At 59.7% G+C, this 25,260-nt stretch carries 22 protein-coding genes and 2 riboswitches; of the genes, 16 read left to right on the top strand and 6 right to left on the bottom strand.

Annotated features, from left to right (window positions below; genetic code table 11):
* Positions 1-66 precede the first annotated feature (66 nt).
* The 7 genes from PM3016_RS35955 to PM3016_RS35930 all read left to right on the top strand — a co-directional run bounded on the left by PM3016_RS35955 (position 67) and on the right by PM3016_RS35930 (position 6,646).
* Positions 67-1,188, top strand: a complete 1,122-nt coding sequence (locus tag PM3016_RS35955; RefSeq protein ID WP_014653115.1) for a hypothetical protein — start codon at positions 67-69, stop codon at positions 1,186-1,188.
* Positions 1,189-1,194: 6 nt separating this feature from the next.
* On the top strand, positions 1,195-2,427 hold the full coding sequence (locus PM3016_RS35950) for an MFS transporter (protein ID WP_014372699.1): 1,233 nt from the start codon (positions 1,195-1,197) through the stop codon (positions 2,425-2,427).
* Positions 2,428-2,491: 64 nt separating this feature from the next.
* The gene (locus PM3016_RS35945) at positions 2,492-3,613 is read left to right on the top strand and encodes a glycoside hydrolase family 88/105 protein (RefSeq protein WP_014372698.1); all 1,122 of its coding nucleotides are present in this window, start codon (positions 2,492-2,494) and stop codon (positions 3,611-3,613) included.
* 21 nt (positions 3,614-3,634) lie between these two features.
* The gene (locus tag PM3016_RS35940; protein WP_014372697.1) at positions 3,635-5,155 is read left to right on the top strand and encodes a glycoside hydrolase family 28 protein; all 1,521 of its coding nucleotides are present in this window, start codon (positions 3,635-3,637) and stop codon (positions 5,153-5,155) included.
* A gap of 130 nt (positions 5,156-5,285) precedes the next feature.
* The gene (locus PM3016_RS35935; protein ID WP_238540403.1) at positions 5,286-5,978 is read left to right on the top strand and encodes a dienelactone hydrolase family protein; all 693 of its coding nucleotides are present in this window, start codon (positions 5,286-5,288) and stop codon (positions 5,976-5,978) included.
* Complete coding sequence (locus PM3016_RS40625; RefSeq protein WP_238540402.1) at positions 5,975-6,310, top strand: hypothetical protein; 336 nt, start codon at positions 5,975-5,977, stop codon at positions 6,308-6,310. The genes PM3016_RS35935 and PM3016_RS40625 overlap by 4 nt, the downstream gene beginning before the upstream one ends.
* A 123-nt stretch (positions 6,311-6,433) precedes the next feature.
* Complete coding sequence (locus tag PM3016_RS35930) at positions 6,434-6,646, top strand: hypothetical protein (RefSeq protein WP_014372696.1); 213 nt, start codon at positions 6,434-6,436, stop codon at positions 6,644-6,646.
* Between the two features lie 194 nt (positions 6,647-6,840).
* Here PM3016_RS35930 and PM3016_RS35925 read toward each other — a convergent pair whose 3' ends face one another.
* The gene (locus tag PM3016_RS35925; protein WP_014372695.1) at positions 6,841-7,437 is read right to left on the bottom strand and encodes a YdeI/OmpD-associated family protein; all 597 of its coding nucleotides are present in this window, start codon (positions 7,435-7,437) and stop codon (positions 6,841-6,843) included.
* Between the two features lie 104 nt (positions 7,438-7,541).
* On the opposite strand from PM3016_RS35925, the gene PM3016_RS35920 reads away from it, so the two are divergent.
* The 4 genes from PM3016_RS35920 (at position 7,542) to PM3016_RS35905 (ending at position 10,042) form a co-directional block, all read left to right on the top strand.
* Positions 7,542-7,934 carry a Fur family transcriptional regulator gene (locus tag PM3016_RS35920; RefSeq protein WP_014372694.1) on the top strand — a complete coding sequence of 131 codons (393 nt, stop codon included), beginning with the start codon at positions 7,542-7,544 and terminating at the stop codon, positions 7,932-7,934.
* Entirely contained in the window at positions 7,904-8,719 is an 816-nt protein-coding gene (locus PM3016_RS35915; protein ID WP_013921443.1) for a winged helix-turn-helix transcriptional regulator, read from the top strand. The genes PM3016_RS35920 and PM3016_RS35915 overlap by 31 nt, the downstream gene beginning before the upstream one ends.
* Positions 8,720-9,025: 306 nt before the next feature.
* On the top strand, positions 9,026-9,487 hold the full coding sequence (locus PM3016_RS35910) for a Fur family transcriptional regulator (RefSeq protein ID WP_013921441.1): 462 nt from the start codon (positions 9,026-9,028) through the stop codon (positions 9,485-9,487).
* Positions 9,488-9,577: 90 nt separating this feature from the next.
* Positions 9,578-10,042 (top strand): Dps family protein, encoded by a 465-nt coding sequence (locus PM3016_RS35905; protein ID WP_013921440.1) that lies wholly within the window; start codon positions 9,578-9,580, stop codon positions 10,040-10,042.
* A gap of 166 nt (positions 10,043-10,208) precedes the next feature.
* On the opposite strand, the gene PM3016_RS35900 is transcribed toward PM3016_RS35905, so the two are convergent.
* The 5 genes from PM3016_RS35900 to PM3016_RS35880 all read right to left on the bottom strand — a co-directional run bounded on the left by PM3016_RS35900 (position 10,209) and on the right by PM3016_RS35880 (position 15,067).
* Positions 10,209-10,451, bottom strand: coding sequence for a zinc ribbon domain-containing protein (locus PM3016_RS35900; protein WP_013921439.1), 243 nt, complete (start codon positions 10,449-10,451; stop codon positions 10,209-10,211).
* Positions 10,452-10,540: 89 nt separating this feature from the next.
* Positions 10,541-10,768, bottom strand: coding sequence for a hypothetical protein (locus PM3016_RS35895; protein ID WP_014372692.1), 228 nt, complete (start codon positions 10,766-10,768; stop codon positions 10,541-10,543).
* Positions 10,769-10,950: 182 nt separating this feature from the next.
* Entirely contained in the window at positions 10,951-12,771 is a 1,821-nt protein-coding gene (locus PM3016_RS35890; protein ID WP_081484356.1) for an ABC transporter ATP-binding protein, read from the bottom strand.
* A 40-nt stretch (positions 12,772-12,811) separates the two neighbouring features.
* Positions 12,812-14,554 (bottom strand): ABC transporter ATP-binding protein, encoded by a 1,743-nt coding sequence (locus PM3016_RS35885; protein ID WP_014372690.1) that lies wholly within the window; start codon positions 14,552-14,554, stop codon positions 12,812-12,814.
* A 72-nt stretch (positions 14,555-14,626) separates the two neighbouring features.
* Positions 14,627-15,067, bottom strand: a complete 441-nt coding sequence (locus PM3016_RS35880) for a MarR family winged helix-turn-helix transcriptional regulator (protein ID WP_014372689.1) — start codon at positions 15,065-15,067, stop codon at positions 14,627-14,629.
* A gap of 173 nt (positions 15,068-15,240) precedes the next feature.
* Here PM3016_RS35880 and PM3016_RS41030 point away from each other — a divergent pair, with 173 nt between their 5' ends.
* The 5 genes from PM3016_RS41030 (at position 15,241) to PM3016_RS35855 (ending at position 25,082) form a co-directional block, all read left to right on the top strand.
* Positions 15,241-15,372, top strand: a complete 132-nt coding sequence (locus PM3016_RS41030) for a hypothetical protein (RefSeq protein WP_014653110.1) — start codon at positions 15,241-15,243, stop codon at positions 15,370-15,372.
* A 202-nt stretch (positions 15,373-15,574) separates the two neighbouring features.
* Positions 15,575-17,896 (top strand): helicase C-terminal domain-containing protein, encoded by a 2,322-nt coding sequence (locus PM3016_RS35875; RefSeq protein WP_014372687.1) that lies wholly within the window; start codon positions 15,575-15,577, stop codon positions 17,894-17,896.
* A gap of 1,186 nt (positions 17,897-19,082) precedes the next feature.
* A complete protein-coding gene (locus PM3016_RS35870) occupies positions 19,083-20,660 on the top strand; it encodes a M4 family metallopeptidase (protein ID WP_014372686.1) in 1,578 nt (525 codons plus the stop codon).
* Positions 20,661-20,846: 186 nt separating this feature from the next.
* Positions 20,847-20,943: riboswitch (cyclic di-GMP riboswitch) on the top strand.
* A gap of 227 nt (positions 20,944-21,170) precedes the next feature.
* Positions 21,171-21,260, top strand: a riboswitch (cyclic di-GMP riboswitch).
* A gap of 553 nt (positions 21,261-21,813) precedes the next feature.
* Positions 21,814-24,438 carry a sensor domain-containing diguanylate cyclase gene (locus PM3016_RS35860; RefSeq protein ID WP_238540401.1) on the top strand — a complete coding sequence of 875 codons (2,625 nt, stop codon included), beginning with the start codon at positions 21,814-21,816 and terminating at the stop codon, positions 24,436-24,438.
* A gap of 65 nt (positions 24,439-24,503) precedes the next feature.
* Complete coding sequence (locus PM3016_RS35855; RefSeq protein WP_014653104.1) at positions 24,504-25,082, top strand: uracil-DNA glycosylase; 579 nt, start codon at positions 24,504-24,506, stop codon at positions 25,080-25,082.
* Positions 25,083-25,260: the final 178 nt, after the last annotated feature.

Here is a 25,260-nt window from a genome sequence, read left to right as displayed (position 1 = left end):
CGGGCGCCTGCTTAAGGCGCACTTCGGGTTTACTTACCAGAGCCTCTACGGGAAGGGGAACAAAAGATGATGAAGTCAGCACGCGAGGAAACGACCCAGCTCTTGAAGGAAATGGACGGCCAGTTCGGAGCATTCTTCGAGTGGCTGGAGGAGCAGTATGATCCGGCAACGGGAGGCTTCTTCTACGCCCGCAGTTCCAAGGAGAGCGGCCGGTTCACGCCGGATATCGAATCCACCTCCCAGGCGATCAATATTATGGAACGGGTAGGCCTGCTCGAGGGCTGGGATCCGGAGCTGAAGGCAGCAGCGGTCCGGTTCTATCAGAGCAAGCAGGATCCGACAGGCTATTTCTATGATGCGGACCCGAACATGAAGGATGACGAAGTGATGGTCGGCCGGGCGATCGGATACAGCTCGCATGCCCTGGCTAAGCTGGGGGCGGAGCCCCTGTATCCGCTGCCGGGCCGCTCGAGCGCCGCACCGGATTATATGGCGACGCCCGAGACGTATGCCCGCTGGCTCGAGAGCATCGAGCTCGTCAACTCGTGGCGCGGCTGCGACCGGCTCTGCAACTCGGCGCCGTATATCTTCCAGATGAACGAGGCCGAGCGTGCACCGTATCTGCAGGAAGCCTTCGGCTTCTTCGAGCGGATCCAGGACCGCGAGAGCGGATTGTGGGGCGAGGGCTCGCTCTATGTGCAGATCTCCGGCACGTTCAAGCTGCACACCTTCTACAACCGCTTCGGGGTGCCGATGCCGAGAGTGCGGGAGATGTACGCCAGCATCCTCCGCTGTCTGCGGACCGAAGAGGCGTTCGACATGTGCTACATCCGCAACCCGATCAACCTGCTTCACTCCATGAAGCTGGCGATCCCGCCGGAGGAAATGCGGGAGATCACCGAGATTACGCTCGCCAACATGAAGCGGCTGAAGCAGGCGGACGGGGGCTTCTCCCGGGAGCTCGGGCATTCGCCGACCGCGCCGAACGTCGCCCAGGTGAAGGCGAACGAGTTCTACCCGGATATGCCGAAGGCCGTTCATCTGGGACTCGGTCTCGCAGAGGGAGACATGAATGCCGGAACCCAGGCGATCCTGATCCGCTGGCTCTGCTATGAGCTGGCCGGTCTGCCTGTTCCGCCGCTCGAGCTGCCCGAAGGGCTCTTCGCAAAGTACGGGGCTGTACGGTAGCAGACCATGGACAAAGCGCATAGCAGAGAGGCCTCCGGCAGCGGGGGCCTCTCCCAGGCCAAGCTCACCCAGATCAACCACGGCATCTACCAGTTCGCGAATGCGCTGTCGGTCATTTTCGTCAACCTGTATCTCTGGAGATTAACGAACGACCTCTGGATCAACGGGGCGTTCAATCTCATCACACTGATCTCTGCTCCGCTGGCCACCATCTATATCGGCCGGATCGCCAAGCAGAAGGACCGCCTGCTCGCCTACCGGATGGGCATTTTCCTGACGGCGCTGTTCTACCTGATGATCCTCGTGGCCAGGGAAAGCATGGTCGATTATTATGTCCTCTTCGCCCTGATGAAGGGGGTCTCTACGGCGTTCTATTGGCTCGGTCACTTTACGATGATCTATGATGTGACGAAAAGCGGCAGCCGGCATAAGTATATCGGCTTCAATCAAATCATCACGAACAGCGCGATGCTGGCCGGTCCGGCGCTCGCTGGAATCCTGATCTCCCGGTTCGATGCGCTGCACGGATATACCGTCATTTACTCTCTGGCGTTCGCGCTCTTCCTGGCCGCATCGCTGCTGTCCCTGAAGCTGAAGCCGGCGCCGATGCATCACAAAACCTACTATTTGAGATATACGGGTCTCATGGTGCGCAAGCACCCCTCCTACGGACGGGCCCTGGCCGGCTGGTTCGTCGCCGGACTGCCGCAGGGGATCATGGCCTATGTGCCGTCGATTATCCTCTACCAGGCGCTGCCGGAGGAATCGTTCGTAGGCTATATGAACGTGGGCTTCACCGGACTTGCGGTGCTCTCATCTTATCTGCTGGCCAGGAAGGCCCGGACGGAGGGAACCCGGACGTACCTGACGCAAGCGGCCTTGGGCTTCGTGCTCTCCTCGCTGCCGCTCCTGTGGGGGCTGCAGCTGTGGACGGTCGTCCTCTTCATGGCGGTGTACTCGTGGGTGAAGCCGCTGCAGGGCAATGCCTTCACGGCGCATTACTACGACCTGAGCAGCGGGCTGCCGCTTGGCGGGCACTACCGGATCGAGGCCGTGGTCATGAGGGAGACGGCGATCAATATGGGCCGCGCGCTGGGTGTGCTGATCTTCATGATGTTCTCCGGTCCGCAGGCGCAGGCTTGGATGCCGTGGGTGCTGGTGGCGGTGATGGCCTCGCAGCTGTGGATCGCCCGGTTAACCGATCCGCCGGCTGCGGCACGGGTGTCGGCTGCCGGATAGAAGGGCGGAGCCGGCGCTGGAGTTGAAAATCGAGTGACAATCTTAGGAAAGGGGTATCCCATTCATGAACGGAATCGAATCGAATGCCGCCGCTGCTGCGCTGAAGAACCCGATCGACTGGGCCCAGGCCTCCTGTGATGCGCTGATGGCCAAATACCGGCCGGAGCAGCTACCGCCGGAGGGCCGCTGGCACTATCATCAAGGGATCTTCCTGTACGGTATGCTGAAGGTGTGGGAAGCGACAGGTAATGAGGCATATCTGGTCTATGCGAAGGAGTATGTCGACAAGCTGATCGACGAATACGGCAGCTTCAAGTTTGCCCGCGACGAGCTTGACGCGATGATGCCGGGACTGCTGCTCTTCCCGCTTCATGCGGAGTTCGGCGAGGAGCGCTACCGGATCGCCGCGGCCAAGCTGCGGGGCATGTTCCATACGCTGAACCGCACATCCGAGGGCGGCTTCTGGCACAAGGACAAGTATCCTTACCAGATGTGGCTGGACGGCCTGTATATGGGCGGCGTCTTCGCCATGCAGTATGCGCGGTATTTTGGTGAAGCGGACCTCTTCGACATGGTGCTTTATCAGGAGAGCCTGATGCGCAGGCACATGACGGATGAGCGGACCGGGCTCCTGTTCCATGCATGGGACGAGAGCCGGAGCTTCCCGTGGGCGGACGAGGAAACCGGCTGCTCGCCGGAGTTCTGGGGACGGTCCCTCGGCTGGTACGGGATGGCGCTCGCCGATTTCCTCGATGAACTTCCGCCGGAGCATCCGGGCCGTGAAGTGGTGAAGGCGGCGCTGAGGCCGTTCGTGGAGGCGCTGATCCGTTATCAGGACAGCGCGACCGGCCTGTGGTATCAGGTGGTCGATAAGGGATCGGAAGCCGACAACTGGCTCGAGACCTCCTGCACCTCGCTGTTCATCTATACGATTGCCAAGGCGATCCGTTATGGAGCCGTAGGCGAAGAGTGCCGGGCAGCGGCCGAGCGGGCCTACCAAGGCCTGATCGGGCGCACCCGTACGGATGAGTTCGGTCTTGTCGTGCCGGAGATCTGCATCGGCACGTCGGCCGGCGATTACACCAACTACGTGACGCGGCCTGTCAGCGAGAACGATCTGCACGGCGTCGGCGCGTTCATTCTGGCGTGCGCCGAGATGCAGAAGCTGCAGGGTCTGCAGAAATAGAGAGGAGCGGGACGAGAAGCGATGGCCATTTATGATATTACAAGCTACGGTGCACAGGGCGACGGGCTGCAGGACAACACGGCAGCCATTGCCGCTGCGATTGAAGCCTGCTCGGCAGGCGGAGGCGGGACGGTCTACGTACCGGCCGGCGATTATGTAACGGGACCGATTGTGCTGCGAAGCCATATCACACTGCAGCTGGAGGCGGGCTCCGTGCTGCGTTTCACCCCGCGCTTCGATGCGTACCCGCCGGTGCAGACCCGCTGGTCCGGCTACGAGATGTGGGGCTACTCGCCGCTCATCTACGGCAATGGGCTGAAGCAGGTGGCGATCAAGGGCGAAGGCGTGATCGAGGGCCAGGGCCAAGCCTGGTGGGACGCCTACCGCGTTATCCGCGCAGGCGGCGCGGCACCGGCCTCCGAGCATCTGCCGAAGCTGGTGGAGCTCAACCGGGTGCTGACCGATACGGTCAAAAGCAATATCGTCGAATGGCAGACGCAGTTCCTGCGTCCGCCGCTTCTGCAGCTCATGCACTGCGAAGAGGTGGTACTGGAGGGCATTACCCTGCAGAACTCACCATTCTGGAATACGCACCTCGTCTACTGCGACGATGTGTCCCTACGCGGCGTCAAATTCAAGAACCCGTCGACGACCCCGAACGGGGACGGCCTGGACGTGGACTCCTGCTCCAATGTGAGAATCTCCGACTGCCACTTCGACGTAGGGGATGACTGTCTCTGCCTGAAGTCCGGCATTGACGAGGACGGCCGCCGGGTCGGACGGCCGACGGAGAACGTAGCGGTCACGAACTGCACGATGCTGCACGGCCACGGCGGCGTGGTGCTCGGCAGCGAGACGGCCGGCGGGATCCGTAATGTAACGATCTCCAACTGCATCTTCATCGGTACGGACCGGGGCATCCGGATCAAGACGAACCGGGCGCGGGGCGGCGGCGTGGAGAACGTGCGGATCAGCAACATCTATATGGAGGATGTGCTGTGCCCGCTGGCGATCAACGCTTTCTACAAGCACGGCATCGACGAGAGCAACCCGCTGCTGACGAGCCCCGAGGCCGTACCGGTCACCGAAGGCACGCCGGTCATCCGCCACATCCAGATCAGCGATGTGACGGCGAAGAACGCCCGGGCGGCCGCCGGCTTCATCTACGGCCTGCCGGAGATGCCGATCGAGGATGTCGCGCTGCGTCACGTAACCTTCGAGATGACCCTCGATCCGGCTGAAGAGGGCGGAGAGCCCGACATGGTGCGGGAAGAGCGGATCATGGCCGGCGACGGCATCCTGTGCCGTCATGTCCAGGGCCTCGAGCTCCATCACGTGCGGGTGGAGACCCGGCAGGGCCCGGCTCTGCTGCTCGAGGACAGCCGCGAGATTGAGATCGACGGTCTGCGCATGAAGAAGCGCCACGCGGATACGCCGGTCATCACGATGAAGAATACCGACGAAGTGGAAGTATCCGGCTTCCGGGAAGAGAAGGGGCAGGCTCCTTATCTGGCGAAAGCCGACCCGGCCGCCGCGAAGTAATCAGGAGGCCGGCCCGGCTAGCGGGCGGGCCTCTCTTTTATCAGCAGACTGCGCCGCAGGCAGCCGGACAAACGAACCGGCCGATGCGGGTGGGTGGAGAACGTTATGACCGATGGGGAGGAAGAGCTTCATGTGGCATCCGGACGATTATTTGGAAAGACTCTACCGCAAGCTGGAAGAACAGAGGAAGACGGCATCGCAGGGGCCGTCCGCGGCGGAGCGCGAGCGTCTGCGGGGCCGGCTGCAGGATCTGCTGGGCCGCTTCGAAGAGGAGGAAGCGCCGCTGCAGCCGAAGCTTCTTGAGAGCGAAGAGATGGCGGACGGCATCACGCGGCAGCGGATCGAATACTCCACGGCGGAGGGACTCCGGGTTCCGGCTTATCTGCTCCTGCCGAAGGAAGCCCGCACCGGCCGCCGGCCGGCGGTGCTCGCCTGGCACGGCCATGGCTATGGCAGCCGGGAAGCGGTCGGCCTGCTGCCGGACGGCACGCTGAACCCGGGCCCGCCGGGCATTCACCGGAACTTCGCAGTGGAGCTGGCGCGGCGGGGGCTTGTCGTTCTCGTGCCGGAGATCGTCGGCTTCGGGGACCGGCGCATCCGGCAGGAAGCGGACGGCGAGCCCGGCTCGAACTCCTGTTTCCCGATCGGGGCTGCGCTGCTCCTGGCCGGCCGCACGATTGCCGGTCTGCGGGCGTGGGAAGCCCGCCGGGCAGCGGATTATCTGCTCACCCGGGACGACGTGGACGGGCAGCGGATCGGCTGCTTCGGCTTCTCGGGCGGCGGGATGGTGGCCTCGCTGTCCGCGGCGCTCGTGACCGGATGAAGGCGACGGTCATCACGGGTTACAGCAATACGTATAAGACGAGCATTCTGGACAGACGCCATTGTCTCGACAATTATATTCCGGGGATCCTGGCGGAAGCGGAAATGCCGGATCTGCTGGCGCTGATCGCCCCAAGGGAGCTGTATCTCGAGGCGGGGACGGAAGATCACCTGTTCCCTGTCGAACAGGTCAAAGCGGTCTATCAGGGGCTGGCGGAACTGTATCAATCACTGGGGGCAGGGGATGCCATAGGTCTGGACGTCTTCGAAGGCAAGCATGAAATCTGCGGCCGCCGGTCCTTCGATTGGATCGCTTCCCGGCTCAAGGCTTAGCGGATACGGCGGACCGCAGAGGTAAGAGAATGGCCCGAAGACCAAAGCGTTTCCTGGCACTGAGCATGTCTGCATGCCGGGATCATCGCACAGCAGGTCAGTACGGCAGGAGGGGGAATAAGCATGGCAATCGTAGAGGGGAAGGCCTGTCCGGCCTGCGGAGGTACGGAGCTGGCGGAGGGAGAGCAGGCGGGATATTCGCAGATGGGACACCGGGGCAAGCCGCTGAAGCCGGGCTCGCCGATCGTGCACGTGTTCTGTACCGACTGCGGCATCATCATTCAGAGCTATGTCAGCCAGCCTCAGCGTTTTAAGCGGACTACCGTGAAAGTGTAACACGGCGGGGATCCGAAGAGGGGCTCACACACAGCCATATAGCAAACGGCAAAGCAGCAGCGGCCCTCAGGGCGGTCTGCTGCTTTTTGGCATGGCCGGGTTTCCCGGGACCAGGACGGTGCCGGGGGAGTACTGCCCGCTTGCAGGCGCTTGGATCACCCGCCGATTACCCGGCTGCTGCGGAGAGCCGCTCCTCAGGAGTCCGGCTGCCGTTTTTTCTCCCACGTCAGCTGGGGCATCCTGCAGCAGGCCGCGGAATCTTCGATCAGCTGCATGAGCCGCCGCAGCCGCGTCTCCTCCTTCTTGGCGGAGAGGACCCACCACACCGCTGTCTTGCGGTAGCCTGGAGGCTGGGCCTGGAAGTAGGCCCAAGCCCCGGGTCTGGCACGGAACATCGCTTCATACTCAGCAGTCAGCACCGCCGTTTCCTTCTGCTCGTAGGCGTAGACAGACGACTTCTCCTCCGAGCGCCCATCGAACGCCTTGAGGCCGGCCGGCCTCATCCGGCCCTGCCCGGTGAGTTCCTCTACCCGTGCGATGTTCACCGAGCTCCAGATGCTCCCCGGCCGCCGCGGGGTGAACCGGATGGTATAGCTCTGGTCGTCGATGCGCTTGCGGACTCCGTCGATCCATCCGAAGCACAGGGCTTCGTCCACCGATTCGGGCCACGTGAGGCTGGGACGGCCGGTCCCTTTTTTGTAATAGCCCACCCACAGTTCCGAAGCGTCTGCATGATGAGATTCGAGCCAGGCGCGCAGTTCGGCCGGCGAGGCAAAAAACATGGGATTCATGAGTCCTTCCTCCTTCGAATCAGGCGGGAATATCTTGACTTTTGACTCCATTAAATTTATACTAAGTCTAAATACTACGATACAAGACAAGGAATGACAAAGCCATGGCTAAAATCAACTGGACGACACAGCGCAGGGCTGTGTATGAAGTGCTGCAGGCGTCGGAAGACCATCCCACGGCCTCGGAGGTCATCGAACGCCTCCGTGCCAAGGGAGACCAGTTCGCCTACGGTACGGTCTACAATTCGCTCCGGTATCTGACCGACATGGGGCTGATCCGCGAACTGAAGCTTGGCGAGACGGCTTCCCGTTACGATGCCCGGACCGAAGATCATCATCATATTATCTGCCAGCGCTGCGGCCGGGTGGATGAAGTCATGAACGAAATTCCAGCCACATGGGTCAAGGAAGTCGAGCAGGTGACCGGATATGCGGTCAGTCATGCCCATGCGGTGTTAGAAGGGGTGTGTGCAGCTTGTTTAACAGTGAAACCTTAACGGCTCCCTCCCGCGCCGGCGCTTACGAGAGCTGGACGGGCAGCGGCATGCCGCAGACGCCGGGCAGCAGCCAGTCGACGTCCGCCGGTGACCGCTGCACCGCCCCGCGCCGCGTGGGCCTGCTGAGCCCGGCGCCTGACCGGTTGTACCCGCTGATCATGGAGCTGTACCGCGGCTGCTGCGATCTGTTCCTGATGCATCAGGCCGACGAGAGCCTGCTCGGGACCGGCCCGGTTGATCTGCTCATCGTGGACGAGACGCTCTCCGAAGAAGCGGGCAGCGCGTCCCGGATGGCCTCCTGGCTGCGCAGCACGGGACTTGATATTCCGGCTCTGATTCTGGTCCGGGACCGTCAGCATCTGACGAGCATTCCTGCCGATCTGCGGAAGCAGCAGGGGGTCTGGTTCGCCGTGCCCCAGGAAGCATGGACCGCGGTGCAGAGTGCCGTCAGAGGGCCGAGACGGGAACGGGAGACCGGGATCCTGACCTTCAAGGATCTGTGTGTGGACGAGAAGCGGATGAGTGTCACCCGGGGCCAGACGTCCCTGTCGCTGACGAAGACCGAGTACGATCTGCTGCGGGCCCTGTTGGCGGCCGAAGGGGCGGTACTCTCCCGCGAGGAGCTGATTCACCGCATCTGGAGCAGTGATTTCTATGGGGGAAGCAACGTCGTCGACGCCCATATGAAGAGCCTGCGCAAGAAGCTGGGAGACAGCGCCGCGGCGCCCAAGTACATTCTGACTGTGCGCGGTGCCGGCTACCGGCTTGCCGACGATGGGATGTGATTTGGGGGCGGCTGCTTGGAACCATGCCGAATCTGCTTTTCTCCTTATAGAGAGGTGCAGGTTCGGTGTTTGGTTCTGATCCTGCCTTATGGCTTCCATGAAGCTGGTCAAGAAGGCCAGAACCCGGCTTTATCCTCATAGGGGTAAGCATGGCATTCGAGGCGTTTGGTTCATCCCATCTTCATTCCATGATCACAAGAACTTCATGCGTTTTGCCATGGAGCATGGTACAATATAGACATGATTTAGATTAAGTCTAAAAACAAGTTTAAATTTAACTAGATTGAATTTAAGGAGGGCAGCGATATGACGATTCTCCTCAAAGACGCCTCTCAGGCGATGGTCCGATCCGGTACCCGCATGACGGCACAGCGGCAGCTGATTCTGGAATACTTGTTCGAGAAGCTCTCCCATCCGTCGGCGGAGGAGATCCACAAGGCGATTTATAAAGATTATCCCAAAGTGGTGAGCATCACGACGATTTATAACAACCTGCGCACACTCAAGGAACTGGGGCTCGTCCGGGAATTCTACCTGCTGAACAGCGGTGTGGCGAGGTATGACATCCGTCTCGGACACCACCATCACCTCGTATGCGGCGAGTGCGGCCGAATCGAAGACTGGCTTGGGCCGGCCCCGTCGCCGGTACAGCCGGGAGCCCCGCTCGGCGATCACGGTTTCCTGCCGGAGAGCTTCACCATGGAAATCCGGGGCACCTGCCAAAGCTGCGCGAACAGCGGAGGCAAGGCGCAGCCCAGAGCCGTATGAACGGTAAGGGCCGGACCTCTTGGGGAGCCGCCCCAGGCTTGCCGGCATCAACATCCATCCCACAATCCCATCCCTAAGGAGGAATAAAACATGAGTACAACGCAGCAGATGCAGGCCAAAGAACAGTTAAACGAAGCGGTGAACAAGCAGATTGCCAACTGGTTCGTGCTGTATGTCAAATTTTATAATTTCCACTGGTATGTCAAAGGCTCGCAGTTCTTCACCCTTCATACGAAATTCGAGGAACTCTACACCGAAGCCGGGCTGCATATCGACACCCTTGCCGAGCGGCTTCTGTCGCTGGGCGGCCGTCCTGTGGCGGCCATGAACGCCTGTCTCCAGCTGTCGTCCGTACAGGATGCGAACGGCAGCGAGACAGCCGAAGAGATGGTTCGAAGCACGGTGAGCGACTTCCGGACCTTAACCGGCGAGCTCAAGGAAGCGATGAAGCTGGCGGACGCAGCCGATGACGAGACGACCGGCGATATGCTGCTAGGCATTCACTCGAGCCTGGAGAAGCACGCCTGGATGCTGGAAGCGTTCCTTGGCAGATAACCGACCTTATACTCCGGCATGATCCCTTCACAACCCGGTTTCGCTGTTCTGATGACGGCGGGGCCGGGTTTTGTCATGCCGAGGCCGGGGAATCGGTCCGAAGAGCGGCAGCGCATCGACGGTGATTCCTCCAATGGCGCCGATCCTCCGAAGGCCTGTCCTTCTCTTACCCGAAGAGGATATCAAGCACCGAACCGAGCTGACCTCTTGATTTGCCCTCGAGCACGCGGGGATTATACACCTCGACATATCCGCAGTTCTGGCAGGAGACGAAGAGATAGTGGTTATGCTGGATGTCGAACAGCTTGCTGAGCCCCGTGCCTGTCATGGCCACTTCTTTAATGTAGCAGATGTTGCCGGAGCACTTGACGCATTTGTATTTCTCATGAATCGCTTCTTCCAATTTCACGCGGAGCACCTCCGATGGATATTTGGCCGCAATGCAGCCAGGTCTGAATGAGGGGGAGGTTGCGGGTAACCGGTGCAGGCCGACTGCGGTCAATCCCGTCTGCGCAGCCGAAGCAGTCCCTGGATCAGCAGGACCAGTCCGGCGGCCGTCAGCGCAGCTGCAATCAAATAAGGAATCATAAACATCAATTCATTTCCCTGGTCCGGTCCGCCGCTCTCCTCCAGCAGAGCATGCCACGTGGTCCAGCCCCAAGCTCCGGTCCCCAGAAGAAGAGAGCCGCCGGCCAGACGCAGAACAGCCGGTACATGCCGCAGCAAGATTCAGCCGCCCCCTCCCGACTAAAAAAAGGATATATATAACAGACGAAACAAGCGCTGCTAAGGTTTCCTGGTTCCGGCCAAAAAGGAGGTAAAATGGTCCATTTTCAGTCCGTGATGTGCAGGGGGACTTTCATGTACACGGCAAAAAGGAGCTGCCGAAGAGCAGCTCCTTGCCTCTGTTATCCCACCCGCTGAAACTGGCTGGTATACAATCCATGATAGAATCCGCGCGCCTCGAGCAGCTGCTCATGAGTGCCCCGCTCGATAATCTCTCCGCCGTGCAGCACCAGAATCTGGTCGGCACTGCGGATGGTGCTCAGGCGGTGGGCGATGACGAACGAAGTGCGCCCCTGCATCAGCACATTCATCGCTTCCTGAATCTGCATCTCAGTGCGGGTGTCGATCGAGCTCGTCGCTTCGTCGAGCACCAGGATCGCCGGGTCGGCGAGAATCGCCCGGGCGATGGTGAGCAGCTGCCGCTGACCGTGGCTTAGGTTCGAGCCTTCGGCCGACAGCACGCTGTCGTAGCCCTGGGGCAGCTTGCGGATGAAGCTGTCGGCCCCGGCCAGCTTCGCGGCTTCTTCGACTTCGGCATCCGTGGCGCCAAGCCGGCCGTAGCGGATATTCTCGCGGATCGTGTCGGAGAACACGTACGCGTCCTGCAGCACGATACCGAGCTGGCTGCGCAGGATGTTCTTGTCGAACTCCTGCAGCGGGCGGCCGTCGATCGTGATGGAGCCGCCGGAGATCTCATAGAAGCGTGTCAGGAGATTGACGATCGTCGTTTTGCCCGCACCGGTAGGTCCGACCAGCGCGATCGTCTCGCCGGGCTTTGCCGTGAAGGTGATGTGCTTCAGGATCGGTTCCCCTTCCTTGTAGCCGAAGGACACGTCCTTGAAGACCACCTCGCCAGTGAGCGTCTGCTCCTGAAGGGCTGAAGGGCTGCCGTGCCCCATGCCGTATTCGTCCTCGGCATCGAGAAGCTCGAAGGCCCGTTCAGCCCCGGCCACGCCCGCCTGGATGAGGTTGTACTGATTGGCCAGCTCGTTGACCGGACGGCCGAACTGCTTCGAGTAGTTCAGGAAGGCGACGACGATCCCGATCGTCGTGAAGTCCCCCAGCACCATCCAGCCGCCCACGGCGGCAACCAGGGCAAAGCCGAAGTTGTTGATCACGTTCATCACCGGCCCCATCATGCCGGAGAGCAGCTGGGCACGGATCGAGGCGTCCCGAAGCCGGTTATTGATGCCCCGGAACTCTTCCGCAGCTCTGGCTTCCCGGTTGTAGACGGTGACGACCTTCTGGCCGGATACCGTCTCTTCAATGAAGCCGTTGAGCTCGCCGAGCCGCTGCTGCTGCTCCTTGAAGTGGCCCCGGGTACGCTTCGAGATCGCACCGGTCACCAGCATGACCAGCGGGATCGTGACAAGCGAGACGAGCGTCAGCCAGACGTTCAGGGCGAGCATCATGGCCAGCGAGCCGATGATGGTCACGACGCTGGTGATGAGCTGGGTGACACTTTGATTGAAGGAGGTCGACACGTTCTCGATATCGTTGGTGGTCCGGCTCATGAGCTCCCCGTGCGTCTTGCTGTCGAAGAATCGGAGGGGAAGCAGCTGAAGCCGGGCGAACACGTCGGTGCGCAGCTCCCGTACGGTAGCCTGGGTCACCCCGGACATGATGTAGGTCTGGATCCAGTTCATTGCTCCGCTGATCAGGTATACCCCGAGCAGCAGAAGGCACAGCCTGAGGAGCCCGGCATAGTCGCGGGGCAGGATATACTCGTCGATGGCCCGGCCGATGAGATAAGGACCGAGCAGGGCGAGCCCCGCACTCAGCAGGGTGAACAGGAAGACGAGGATCAGTCCCGTACGCTGCCGGCTGAGATAGCGCCACATCCGGCGCAGCGTCGCTCCCGTATGCTTGGCCCGGACCTTGGGCATGGTGCCGCGTCCGGGACCGCCCATCGGGCCTCCCCCCATCGGACCGCCCATGCCCATAGGAGGGCCCCCCGGAGGCCCCGGGGGTCTGTCTTGTCTGTTATCGGCCATAGCTGACTTCCTCCTTTCCAAGCTGCGAGCGGTAAATATCCTGATACACGCGGCTGCTTTCCATAAGCTCCGCATGGGTGCCTTCCGCCGCGATCTCGCCGTCTTCCAGCACCAGGATGCGGTCTGCGTCGAGGACCGAGGAGATCCGCTGGGCGATCAGGATGCAGGTGGTCTCGGCCATGAGCTCCTTGAGCGCCCGCTGAATCCGCGATTCGGTCCCAAGGTCGACGGCGCTCGTGCTGTCGTCGAGGATCAGGATCGCCGGACGGAGGAGCAGGGCGCGGGCAATGGAGATCCGCTGCTTCTGCCCCCCCGAGAGGTTGATCCCCCGCTGGCCGAGCACCGTGTCATAGCCGTCCGGGAAGCTCATGATGAACTCATGCGCTTCCGCCGCCCGGGCGGCCGCTTCGACTTCCTCCTGGGACGCCTCGGGCCGGCCGAACCGGATGTTGTCGCGGATCGTTCCGCTGAACAGAATGGCCTGCTGCAGCACCATGCCGATACGCCCGCGCAGGTGGTGCAGATCCATCTCCCGCACATCCGTGCCGTCGATCAGCACACTGCCCTCCACCGGGTCATAGAGCCTCGGGATCAGGCTGACGAGCGAGCTCTTCCCGGAGCCCGTGGGCCCGAGGATCGCCAGCGTCTGCCCGGCTTCGGCGGTGAAGGAGAGGTGCTTCAGCACGAGCTCCTTGCGATCCTCGCCTTCATAGGAGAAGGCCACGTTCCGGAATTCGACGCGTCCGGCCTGCACGGTATCCTTCAGGGCTTGCGCAGGGCTTTGGATATCCGCCTCCGTCGTCATCACTTCATTGATGCGGTCGGCGGACGCCTTGGCACGGGAGATGAAGACCATCATCATGCCGACCATAAGCAGGGAGAAGAGAACCTGCGTCACGTAGTTGATGAAGGCGACCAGGTCGCCTACGGGCAGCTCTCCGTTCCAGGTCTGCGCCCCGCCGAACCAGAGGACGGCGACGATCGAGACGTTCATGATGAGCGTCATGACGGGCATGTTGATGGCCACGGCACGGGCGGCCTTCAGGGCGACCGCCGTATAGTCCTCGTTGGCACGTCCGAACCGGGCTTCTTCGAAGGGACCGCGGACGAAAGCCTTGACGACCCGGATGCCCGAGAAATTCTCCTGCAGCACCGTATTCAGCCCGTCAAGCTTCTGCTGTACCTGGGAGAACAGGGGGAACGAAAAACGGATGAGCAGGAAGAGAACCAGGAAGAGCAGCGGAATGGCCACGGCCAGGATCAGAGCGAGTTTCGGCGAAATCGTCAGCGCCATGATGACGCTTCCGAGAGCAAGGAACGGCGCACGGACCAGGATACGCAGGGTCATCTGCACCAGGTTCTGCACCTGGACGATATCCCCGGTCAGCCGCGTGACGAGCGAGCCCTCCTTGAAGCGGTCCAGATTCTTGTAGGAGAACGTCTGCACTTTGCGGAACAGCGCTTCCCGCAGATCGGTACCGAAGTTCTGGGCGGCGGAGCTGGAGAAGACGGTACATCCGATCCCGCCGATGAGACCGATCAGCGCGTAGCCCAGCATAAGCAGGCCGGTGCTGCGCACATGGGCCAGATCTCCTTTCATGACGCCGTCATTGACGATGCTCGCCATCAGCTTGGGCTGCAGAAGATCCATATAGACCTCCAGAAGCATAAGCAGGGGAGCGAGCAGTACGGCTTTCCAGTAAGGGCGCAGGTATGCCGCCAGGGTTCTCATAGGAAGATCACCTCTCTATCTATAAAATAAGGCTGTGGCTATATGGCCGGAATTGTTTAGCCGGCTAATCAATTAATCGGGATTCGGCTCCTGCAGGTTCTCGTACATCTGCAGCAGCAGACGGCGGAGCAGCAGCTTCTCCTCCGGGGAGATCCGGGCCATCGTCACCTGCTCCATCTCACGCAGCGCCTCCCGGACGGCTTCATGGGCAAGGCGCCCTTTATCCGTCAAGTAGACGCGGGAGATGCGCTGATCCTGCGGATCCGGGCGGCGCTCGAGGAGTCCCATTTTCGCCATCCGGTTGATCATTACCGTCAGTGTAGCGGGTTTGACGCGCAGCTTATCGGCAAGCTCGCTCTGCCGCTGGCCGTCCTGTTCGGCGAGATGGTGCAGCAGCGGAGGCTGCCCCGGATGGACCTCATAATCCTGGATCAAGCCGTGCACCCGGTTGCGGTGAATCCGCATGACCCGGGAGAGAAGAAAGGGAATGGAGTCCGATTCGTACACGTTCATGGAATAACCTCTTTCTGCCGGAACCGCATACCGCATGGGATATTTCTAGAAAAAAAGGTTAGCCGGCTAATGAATAGTGTACTCCCCAAACAGGATTTGGTCAAATGGGCAGGATACATTTTTTGTCATATGGGACACTAATAAGGAGAGACCACCGAGAGGAGGTGTGCTTCGTGAGCCTGGATGGAAGCAGGGAAGAGCGGGAATACACCGTTGAGCTGGAAGGAATGGAAGAGGAGATCCCGGGGGCTGCAGAGGACGAGGGGGAAGACCACGTCCACGTGGAATGGGCCGGATACATCTGAAGGGGGAGGGAGGGGGCGTAAGCCCGCTCCCTTTTTTGTTGGTGACAGAAGCTGCAATAAATTCTGCGTCTTGCCGCGACCCGCGATGGAATCACGGGCTCCGTTCAGCAGTTCCCATCCCTTGGCCCTGCCTTGCAGAACATGGTATACTGCCAATAAGGAACGAATGTTCGGAAGATTCGAAGAGAAGGGAGCGGGAGGGATGCCGGGTGAGGTGAATCTGTCTGTCAGGACGCTGGTCGAGTATGCCTACCGGAGCGGCAGCATCGAATCCGGCTTCCGGACGGCGGCTTCGCTGACGGAGGGAACGAAGGCGCACAAGCAGGTGCAGAGCGGCTATGGCGAAGAGGACCAAAAGGAAGTGCATCTGGCGCTGTCCCTGGAGCATGGGGGCGTCCGCTACGTCATCGAGGGGCGCTGTGACGGGCTCTTAAAGGAGGGCGGCGGCATGACGGTCGATGAGATCAAATCGACTTCGGGCCGGCTGGCGGATATCCGCGAGGACACGTACCCTGTCCACTGGGCGCAAGCGCAGTGCTATGCGTATATGTATGCCCGGTTGCACGGTCTGGAGCGTATGGGCATCCGGCTGACCTACATCCAGGTGGACAGCGGGGAGCGGATCCTATTCACGAGGGAGGCTGCCGCAGCGGAGCTCCAAGCCTTCATGGAAGAGACGATAGCCCGCTATGCGCCTTACGCCTCCATGCAGCTGCAGCACGAAGAGGCCCGGACGGCGAGCATCCGGGCCCTCTCCTTCCCCTTCCCTTCCTACCGGGAAGGGCAGCGGAACTTCGCCGGCGCCGTCTACAAGGCGATCGAAGGGGAGAAGCAGCTGTTCGTCCGTGCGCCGACGGGAACCGGGAAGACGATCTCTACTCTCTTCCCCGCGGTGAAGGCCATGGGCGAGGGGCTGCTCTCCCGGATGTTCTACCTTACGGCCAAGACGATCACCCGGACGGTGGCCGAAGAAGCGCTGGCCCTGATGGAAGGGCACGGCCTGCAGCTCAAGAGCGTAACCATTACCGCCAAGGAGAAGGTCTGCTTCAAGGAAGAGGTCCGCTGTACGCGGGAGGCCTGCGAGTATGCGGACGGTTACTATGACCGGATCAACGGAGCGGTGCTCGACCTGCTCTCCCATGAGACCCGGATGTCCAGGGAGGTGATCGCCCGGTATGCCGAGAAGCACCGGGTGTGCCCGTTTGAGTTTTCCCTGGATGCGGCCTATGCGGCAGATTGTGTGATCTGCGATTATAACTATATATTCGATCCCCGTGTCTCGCTGAAGCGGACCTATGAGGAAGGGCGGCGGCGTACCGCGCTCCTGATCGACGAGGCCCATAACCTGGTGGACCGGGCACGGGAGATGTTCTCCGCTGAACTGGCGAAGTCCGCCTTCCTGGCCGTACAGAGGGCCTATAAGGAGGTCCGGCCGGCCGTGTCGGAGGCCGCCAAGTCCGTGAATGCCTGGTTCACGGCCTACCGCAAGGGGCATGAGGGCGTGAACTGTTCGGTTCTGCCCGGTCTGCCGGAGGAACTGCTCCAGCTGCTGGAGCAGTTCGGAAGCGAAGCGGAAGAGGAGCTTGGACAGCCTTCGGCAGGGGCGGAAGCGGAAGGGCAGCAGCTCCTCCTCGATACGTATTTTGCCGCTCACAGCTTCCTGCGCATTGCAGGTCTCTACGATCCCAAGCGTCATGTCACCTACGGGGAATGGGACCGCAGGGATGTGCGGCTGAAGCTCTTCTGCATCGATCCCTCGTCCCTGCTGCAGGGGATGGCCAAAGGCTACCGGTCGCGGACTTATTTCTCGGCCACCTTGGCGCCATTCTCCTACTATATGGAGATGCTTGGGGGGCAGGCGGACGATTATGCGATCTCCATCCCTTCCCCCTTCTCCCCGGGGCAGTGGGAGATCACGATCTATCCCTGGTCCACCCGGTACCGGGACCGCGAACGGACGAAGAACGGAATTGTGGAGCTGATCCGCCGGCTTGCCGAGCAGAAGCCCGGAAATCATCTCGTCTTCTTCCCGTCATACGAATATATGAAGCTGATCGGCGAGGAACTTGGGGCAGGAGAGGGGGAGCTGGCCGCAAGGCTGAGGATTCAGCTCCCGGGCATGACGGAAGAAGACCGGGAAACGTTCCTTGACGCCTTCTCCGAGAGCGGCGGGGTGATTGGGCTGGCCGTGCTCGGCGGAATCTTCTCCGAAGGCATCGATCTGCGCGGAGACCGGCTGACCAGTGTTGTGATCGTGGGCGTAGGGCTGCCCCAGGTTTCCTTCGAGCGCAGTCTCATTCAGGAGCACTTCGATCGGAGCGGGGAAGGGCGCCGGGGGTTCGATTATGCGTACGTGATTCCCGGTATGAACAAGGTGCTGCAGGCCGGGGGGAGGCTGATCCGCACCGAGTCGGACCGCGGTTCGCTGACCTTGATCGACGACCGGTTCCTGCAGGGGCCCTATAAGTACCTCCTGCCCAAAGAATGGGCGCACGCGTCGGTGATGAAGTCTTCAGGCAGATAGAAGCCGGACGGACCCGCCCGAAGAGCCGCAGGGTGCACATGAGCCGGCGGTTCCAGACTTGGAGCGCACGAAAAGTAGGGGTTCTGCTTATGAGATCATAACCAGAACCCCTACGGTTTCATTAGAGCACTATTCAATTGTTCCTTTACTCTCCATTCAAACAACTTGCGTTGCATTCAGATTTTTTTGGATACTGCCGGATCTTGCCGGCTCCTGCACCTTGCTTGCTGCCGGTCCGTCATGACGCCGAGTTCCCGCATGCCCCTTAAGCTTGTACGATCGTAACTCCTTTCCCGGGAGATAGAAGAAACATAGGCATGCATCGCTTTCGCTACTCCAATGGACTATCCCCTTTCCTTGGGGAGCCGTATCTGAGACGCGCTCCGTCTGGATCTGGTTCGGTACCGTGGAAAGTCTTATCCGCTTTCTGTACGGATGGCGGAGATTTGGTGAAGTCTTCTCCGTCTTTGTACATCACGGTTAAGACTTGAGTTCATCATACGTTAATATTTAATTTTTGTAAATATTCAGAATATTTGATGAAATAGGCTTTTGGTTGGATTTTCTTTGGTTACCCCGTATTTTCTGACCCATTCTTCGACTTCCTCACGCTTTGACGCCTTGACAAGTAAACGCTTTCTTCCTAAGTTGGCCGCTCAATCCTGCCTATTGCAACCATGAGATTTCCTAAGAGAGTACGCCCGGTAAGAATTGACGCTGCCGGCTTCCCGGCGGCCGGCCATATTTCGCCATCACATGGCCAATTCCATCCAGTTTTCTGTCATCTTCCGACAGAGGGACATTTTCAGCGCTGATTACATAATATAACCAATAAAAACGATAGGAATACAAAATCAAGGAGCTGTTTCCTTGGAGTCCTAACACTCTTGAGAGGAAAGCAGCAGCCTCAAAGTCCCCCATTCCATCTGAATCCGTTAAGAGATAGAGGTGCTCAGGGGTCGAGCCGGTAAACATAGAAGAGGAAGGTTAGGATAGTTGACATAAAAATGAAAGGGGCCTGGCCGTCCTAAATTCAACCTTTGGTCAATAGGGCGATGCTACCTCTTTTTAACCATTTATTAATCTAAAATTTTCTTAATATTCAGTGCTTTCGCTCTATTCTACTCTTATGTCCAATCTATTACATTGGGAAGGCAATATATTCCAAATATTAGGAGTGAATTGTGTGAAAAGAAAGCTTACTTCTGCTGTACTAATTGCTTCATTATCGACCACTGTAATTTCCGCAGCCTCGGCTGCCTCCCCGAATGCAGAGGTCCAATATTCGAAAGAGTACAACACTCCCGAGTTCATCTCCGGCCGCTGGCAGGCACCTCAAGGCCTCGGCAAAGCTGAGAAAGTGTGGAATTATCTGGACTCTCAAAAATCGCTGTTTGCCGTGAACGGGGATCCGAAAGAGAATTTTGAAATCCTCGAAGAAATTGCCGATCCGGAGAAAGGTACATATCATGTAAGATTGGCACAAAAATATAAAGGGTTGAAAGTCTTCGGTGCGCAGCAGACGGTTCACCTGGAGGATAATGGAGGCAATGCTTCGTACCTGGGGCAGTTCGTCCCGGATCTCGACAAGAAGGCGAAGCTGAAGCAGAAGCCGCAGCTCTCGGCCCAGCAGGCTGTAGAGAAAGCCAAGCAGGATGCGGGCGAAGCGGTCGGTCCGCTGACCAAGTTCGAAATTCCGCCGCAGGCCGAGCTGCAAATCTATGTGCAGGGGGAGGACGCTTCGCTGGCGTATATCCTGGAGCTGAACTTCCTGGAGCCGAAGCCGGGCCGCTGGCAGTATGTGATCGATGCGGTCAGCGGCAAGATTCTAGCGAAGTGGAACAAGCTTGACGAAGTATCGGCTGCGGGTACGGGTGTCAACGGGGACACGAAGGCGTTCCAATCCACAGCGTCATCGACCGGGTATACGCTGGTGGACGGTGCGCGCAAGATCAACACGTATACGGCGGGCAACCGTACGAGCCTTCCGGGTTCGATCGTGCGCGACACGGACAACTACTGGACGGACGGTGCAGCCGTTGATGCCCATGCTCATGCCGCAGCCACTTACGATTATTACAAGAATGTACACGGCCGCAGCTCTTACGACAATGCAGGAGCCGCCATCGATTCGACGGTTCATTACTCCTACAGGTATAATAATGCTTTTTGGAACGGCTACCAGATGGTATACGGTGACGGCGACGGGGTTACTTTCAAGGCGCTCTCCGGCAGCCTGGATGTAGTGGCTCATGAGCTCACCCACGCTGTGACCGAATACTCGGCAGGTCTGATCTATCAGAATGAGTCGGGGGCACTGAATGAGTCGATCTCCGATATCTTCGGGGCCATGCTCGACAGCGGAGACTGGCTGCTCGGCGAGGATGTCTATACACCGGGTACTTCCGGTGACGCGCTACGGTCGCTCTCCAACCCGGCCGCATACGGAGATCCCGATCATTACAGCAAGCGTTACACCGGTACAGCGGACAACGGCGGAGTGCACACCAACAGCGGCATCAACAACAAAGCCGCTTACCTGCTGGCCCAGGGCGGAACGCATTACGGCGTAAGCGTGCAGGGCATCGGACGGGAGAAGACCGGCAAGATCTACTATCGTGCCCTTACCGTATACCTGACGCCTTCTTCCAACTTCCGGAATATGAGACAAGCGGCCATTCAAGCCGCAACCGATCTGTATGGTTCCACCTCTGCAGAGGCGGCATCGGTCAAAGCGGCATATACAGCCGTGGGAATCAATTAACAGCCAGGGCCTGCACCTCAACGGGCACAGCCTTCACCAAGCCAGCCTCCACGCCGCCTCAATGCGGAAGTGGAGGCTGGCTTCATATAGTTCGACAAGACTAGTCGAATTGTGTCGAAATAACAAATATTCTATATTGACAATTTCACGAAAAGTTCATAATATTAGTTTCACAGAAGGAAACAAACGCGAGAATGGCAAACTTGATGAAAATCAAGGACGCAAAGTCATGGGCCAAAAGTCTTAAACCCATACATAAGATCATGGCAGCCGGGCTGCATTCACCCACAACAACAAAGAGCAAAGGGGACATCAAGATTATGGTGAATTTCGTGTCGGTAGCAGAGGGAATGACGTCGGTGGGCAAGGGGATCGGATTTGGGATCATTGCGATCGGAGCCCTTCCGTTTCTGCTGCTGAAGAGTCTTCAGTAGGCCGTATCCGGCAGAGACCGAATAGGACGCATGCTTTGGGGTGCGGTCCAACAAGCAGCAGCTAACAGCAAGGAGACACACGTCAGGGCTAACTTGATGAAAGTCAGGGGCGCAAAGTCACGGGCCTGTGATCCGTTCCGCGGATTATGGCAGCCGGGCTGCATTCACCCACAACAACGAAGAGCAAAGGGGACATCAAGAACATGGTGAATTTCGTGTCGGTAGTACAAGGCATCGCATCGGTAGGCAAAGGCATCGGCTTCGGTATCGTAGCTATCGGAGCTCTGCCGTTCATGCTCGTGAAGAGCATGCAATAGGACAGAGCGATAAGCATAGTATGATAGAAGAGAGAAGATAGAAGCAGCGGGATAGAGGCGGCGAGCATAGAAGAGTTTGATGGAGCCGCTTCAAGCCGGAGGAGAAGAAAGCAGATCAAGGAGGGGGCCGGGGTCCCCTCCTTTTTGCCGTTTCCGCAGGAAAAGTCCTAAGCCGCATAGCGGGCGCGAAGTATGAGAATGGCCCGGCGGCCGCATACTAGGCAGGATTCCGCCAAAAATAACAAATGGGACCAATCATACCGATATAGAGGCAGTATAGCAAATGGTACGCCGGCTGCGGGAAGGATGTGCGGAAGTGATCCCGGATTTGTTCATGAATGTGGCAATTCTTTTGGCTTTTTTATTCATATTCCGGCTGTTGTTCCATGACAGGCTGTCCGCATGGCCGTGGACGCTCCGCGGCAAGATGGCGGCGGGGGCGCTGCACGGGGGGGCTGGGGCGTCCTTCTCATGCTCTTCGGCGTCAGGATCAGCGGAAGTGTGCTGGGCGGCAGCGCCCTCATTGATCATCGAATGATCGCCTTGATGATGGCCGCCCATGTCGGGGGCCTTCCCTCTACGCTTACGGCCGGCGCCGTTATGATCGGAGGCCGCCTTGTGCTGCAGGGAAGCTGCGACACGGTCTTTTTGACGTCTGCGGCGGGGATTGCGGCAGCGGCCCTCGGAACGGGATGGATTGCCGAGCATATCGTCTCTTACTGGAAGGGCTGGGCCGCCAAGCTGGTGCTGGTCTCGGTTGTGAAGATCCTTGTTCTGAACATCATATTCGGGACGCAGGCATGGCGGATTCTGCCGATGTATATCGGTATGCTCGCTGCTGCCGTACTGTTTGTCGCCTCGTTCTTACGTCATATGAACTCGCTTGAGCAGGAGCGGCGGCTCAATGCCTTTATCTCGGAGCTCATCGGCAAGTTCAATGCTTCGGACAGTACGTCGGACATCTACGAAATTACGCTCCGGGAGCTGTCGAAGCTCTTTGCCAGTGAAACCGGGGGGGTCATTCTGGTGGGGGAGCACCACTGCAAGGGGGCGTATTTGATCCGCAACGGGATTTTTGCCGCGAACGGCCTCACCTATCCTCTCTCCGGACTCGGCGCCATGAAGCGCATCCGGGAAGGCAGGATTGCCTTGTACTCCGATTGGCGGCAGCGTCGCCCCCGCGGGGAGATCGATGAAGCGCTCTACCGGCAGGGCGTTCTCTCTTCCCTGCATATCCCCCTGATCTATAAGGGACGCACGGTGGCGATTATCAACTTGGGATCGGGGCACGGAGGGCATTTTACGGATAAGGAAGTCCGTACGGCGGAGAAGCTGATTCCCGTGCTCAGCCTGATGCTGGCGCTCAAGGATGCCGAGGGCATGTTCCACTCGATCACGCAGTCCGGGCATGACGGCATCGTGCTTGCAGACAGCGAATCGAACATTGTTCTGTGGAGCAAGGGGGCGGAGAACCTGTTCGGCTATTCGCAGGAGGAGGCGGTCGGAAGTCCGCTCCACATCATCATTCCGGAGCCTTACCGCGAAGCGCACCGCCGGGGAATGGAGCGGCATCTTCGTACGGGGGAGGGCCGGGTGATCGGCCGGGCCGTAGAACTCGAAGGGCTCCGCAGGGACGGAACGGTATTCCCGATCGAGCTCTCGCTGAATTCATGGCAGACCGGCGGGGTGGCGTATTACTCCTCGATCATCCGCGACATTACGCAGCGCAAACGGAGCGAGGAGGAGATTCTGCTCCTGAAGCAGGAGTTGGCCGATACGCTCCATCACCAGGAAGGCCTGGTGCTCAAGTTCAAGAAGGTGGAAGCCCGTTTCGTCTATACTATGGCGGAAGGGATGCTGCTCAGCCGGCTCGGACTGGAGCGGGAGGACATTGTGGGCAGCTCCCCGGAGACTTTGGTCTCCACCGCCCAGCTCAGCCTCTTCCTGCAGAAGTATGAGCAGGCTTGGCAGGGGGAACGCCTCCAGTTCGAGTTCAAGATAGGGGGCGGTACATTCCTGGCCTCGCTGAACCCGGTTGCCAGCAGAGGAGAGGTTGTGGAGGTGGTCGCCGTCATCAGCGACATCTCACAGAGAGCTGCGGTGGAGGAGGAGCTGCAGGAGAGTGAGGAGCGGTACCGGAGGCTGATCGAGATGCTGCCGGACGGAATTCTCGTCTACGCCGAGAACCGGATCGTGCTCGTCAATCACAAGGCCGTGGAGCTGCTAGGCGGCAGGCAGAGGGAGCAGCTCATCGGACGGAACGTGCTCGATCTCGTGCCAGCCTATGCCCATGAGGCCGCCCGTGAGCAGATCCGGCGCATCTATGAGGAGCGGACGGCGGTTCCCCCCAGGGAGAAAACGTATCTGCGGCTCGATGGCCGGGAGCTGGAGGTGGAGGCCTCCTCCGCCTGGATTGCTTATAAGGGCAAGGGCGCAGTGATGACGGTCTTCCGGGACAATACGGAACGCAAGCGGGTCCGCGAGCAGCTGGTCGAAGCCAACGAGCGGCTCAGAAAGCTCTCTGCCCTCGACGGCCTCACCGGCATTGCGAACCGGCGCTCGTTCGACGAGGCATACGAGAGGGAATGGCGGACCGCGGCCGAGAGTTCACTGCCTCTGTCCGTGCTTCTGCTCGATATCGACTCGTTCAAAGCGTATAACGATACGTACGGCCACCAGAGCGGGGATGCCTGCCTCAAGCAGGTCGCGCATACGCTGGAGTCGCTGGCCGAGCCGCGCGGTTATCTTGCCGCCCGCTATGGGGGCGAGGAATTCGTCTGCCTGCTGCCGGGCGCGGGGCCGGACGAAGCCCGGCGCTTCGGAGCCCTGATCTGCGGGACGGTGCGGGATCTCGGCATTCCGCATGTGAAGTCGCAGGCGCAGCCGGTCGTTACGGTCAGCGTCGGCACTGCGTCAGCGATTGCCAACCCCCTGTCTGCGGGCAGAGAGCTGATCGAACAGGGCGACCGCGCCCTGTATGAAGCGAAGCTGAACGGACGCAACCAGGTGGTCTCTGCCGGGGGGTAAGCCCGACACCTATTTATATAGAAGAAAGGGGAGTGAGGTCCCTGAGTCTATGGACGCCGCACATTGTGCCGGAAGAGGAAGCGCCCGAAGAGGCAAAGGGATGCGAGTGCTGTTCCCTGGCACGGCAACGTAAGCGAGTCATCTGGGGCGAGGGCAATCCGCAGGCCCCACTCTTCATTCTGCTCGATAATCCGGGCGCCAGGGAGACGCGGGAAGGGGAGGCGTTCCTCTGCGGCACACGGGAGACGCTCCAGGAGGGGCTCGCAGCCGCAGGGGTCGGGCGCGAAGAGTTCTATATCAGCTACCTGCTGAAGTGCCGTCCCGTGCGGGCCTATGACAAGGAGGCGGCCCGCAATGCCTGCCGGCCGCACCTGGAGCTGCAGCTTGGGGAGAAGAAGCCGCAGCTGCTCCTGGCTCTGGGCAATGTGGCCGTGCAGGGGTGGTTCGGCGATCCGGAAGCCGAAGTGAAAGCGCTGCGGGGCCGGTGGCATACGGTGCAGGGCATTCCTACGGCGTGCGGCTACCATCCGCTTGCGGTCCGACGAAGGCCGGTGCTTCGGCGGCTGCTCGCCGAAGACCTGGAGATGGTCGCCGCCCGGCTGGAGGAATGGCGCAAGGGTGCAGGGCGACGGCAGCAAGAATGAACTTCCATGCGGATGCATGGAAGTTTTTTTGTGAAGATCGCGGCAGACACGCTATCTACTGCCGCAGGGAATGATAGGGAAATTCGACAGAAATCGTGATACGTGATGTATCAAATTATCTGTCCGTGTCGGTTGGTCCAATTTTTTAAGACTTTACATGATACAAAATGTATCCTAT

It is taken from the genome of Paenibacillus mucilaginosus 3016, from assembly GCF_000250655.1.
Lineage (GTDB): Bacteria > Bacillota > Bacilli > Paenibacillales > NBRC-103111 > Paenibacillus_G > Paenibacillus_G mucilaginosus.
This window is presented reverse-complemented; position numbering and strand designations above follow the sequence as displayed.

What these genes read in the sequence shown, in the direction of transcription:
- PM3016_RS35955 (WP_014653115.1), top strand. Translation starts at nt 67, where the DNA reads ATGATGAAGTCAGCACGCGAGGAAACGACCCAGCTCTTGAAGGAAATG.
- PM3016_RS35880 (WP_014372689.1), bottom strand. Translation starts at nt 15,067, where the DNA reads ATGAACGTGTACGAATCGGACTCCATTCCCTTTCTTCTCTCCCGGGTC.
- PM3016_RS35930 (WP_014372696.1), top strand. Translation starts at nt 6,434, where the DNA reads ATGGCAATCGTAGAGGGGAAGGCCTGTCCGGCCTGCGGAGGTACGGAG.
- PM3016_RS35885 (WP_014372690.1), bottom strand. Translation starts at nt 14,554, where the DNA reads ATGAGAACCCTGGCGGCATACCTGCGCCCTTACTGGAAAGCCGTACTG.
- PM3016_RS35890 (WP_081484356.1), bottom strand. Translation starts at nt 12,771, where the DNA reads ATGGGCATGGGCGGTCCGATGGGGGGAGGCCCGATGGGCGGTCCCGGA.
- PM3016_RS35910 (WP_013921441.1), top strand. Translation starts at nt 9,026, where the DNA reads ATGACGATTCTCCTCAAAGACGCCTCTCAGGCGATGGTCCGATCCGGT.
- PM3016_RS35905 (WP_013921440.1), top strand. Translation starts at nt 9,578, where the DNA reads ATGAGTACAACGCAGCAGATGCAGGCCAAAGAACAGTTAAACGAAGCG.
- PM3016_RS40625 (WP_238540402.1), top strand. Translation starts at nt 5,975, where the DNA reads ATGAAGGCGACGGTCATCACGGGTTACAGCAATACGTATAAGACGAGC.
- PM3016_RS35935 (WP_238540403.1), top strand. Translation starts at nt 5,286, where the DNA reads ATGTGGCATCCGGACGATTATTTGGAAAGACTCTACCGCAAGCTGGAA.
- PM3016_RS35920 (WP_014372694.1), top strand. Translation starts at nt 7,542, where the DNA reads ATGGCTAAAATCAACTGGACGACACAGCGCAGGGCTGTGTATGAAGTG.
- PM3016_RS35945 (WP_014372698.1), top strand. Translation starts at nt 2,492, where the DNA reads ATGAACGGAATCGAATCGAATGCCGCCGCTGCTGCGCTGAAGAACCCG.
- PM3016_RS35860 (WP_238540401.1), top strand. Translation starts at nt 21,814, where the DNA reads ATGGCCGTGGACGCTCCGCGGCAAGATGGCGGCGGGGGCGCTGCACGG.
- PM3016_RS35940 (WP_014372697.1), top strand. Translation starts at nt 3,635, where the DNA reads ATGGCCATTTATGATATTACAAGCTACGGTGCACAGGGCGACGGGCTG.
- PM3016_RS35875 (WP_014372687.1), top strand. Translation starts at nt 15,575, where the DNA reads ATGCCGGGTGAGGTGAATCTGTCTGTCAGGACGCTGGTCGAGTATGCC.
- PM3016_RS35950 (WP_014372699.1), top strand. Translation starts at nt 1,195, where the DNA reads ATGGACAAAGCGCATAGCAGAGAGGCCTCCGGCAGCGGGGGCCTCTCC.
- PM3016_RS35925 (WP_014372695.1), bottom strand. Translation starts at nt 7,437, where the DNA reads ATGAATCCCATGTTTTTTGCCTCGCCGGCCGAACTGCGCGCCTGGCTC.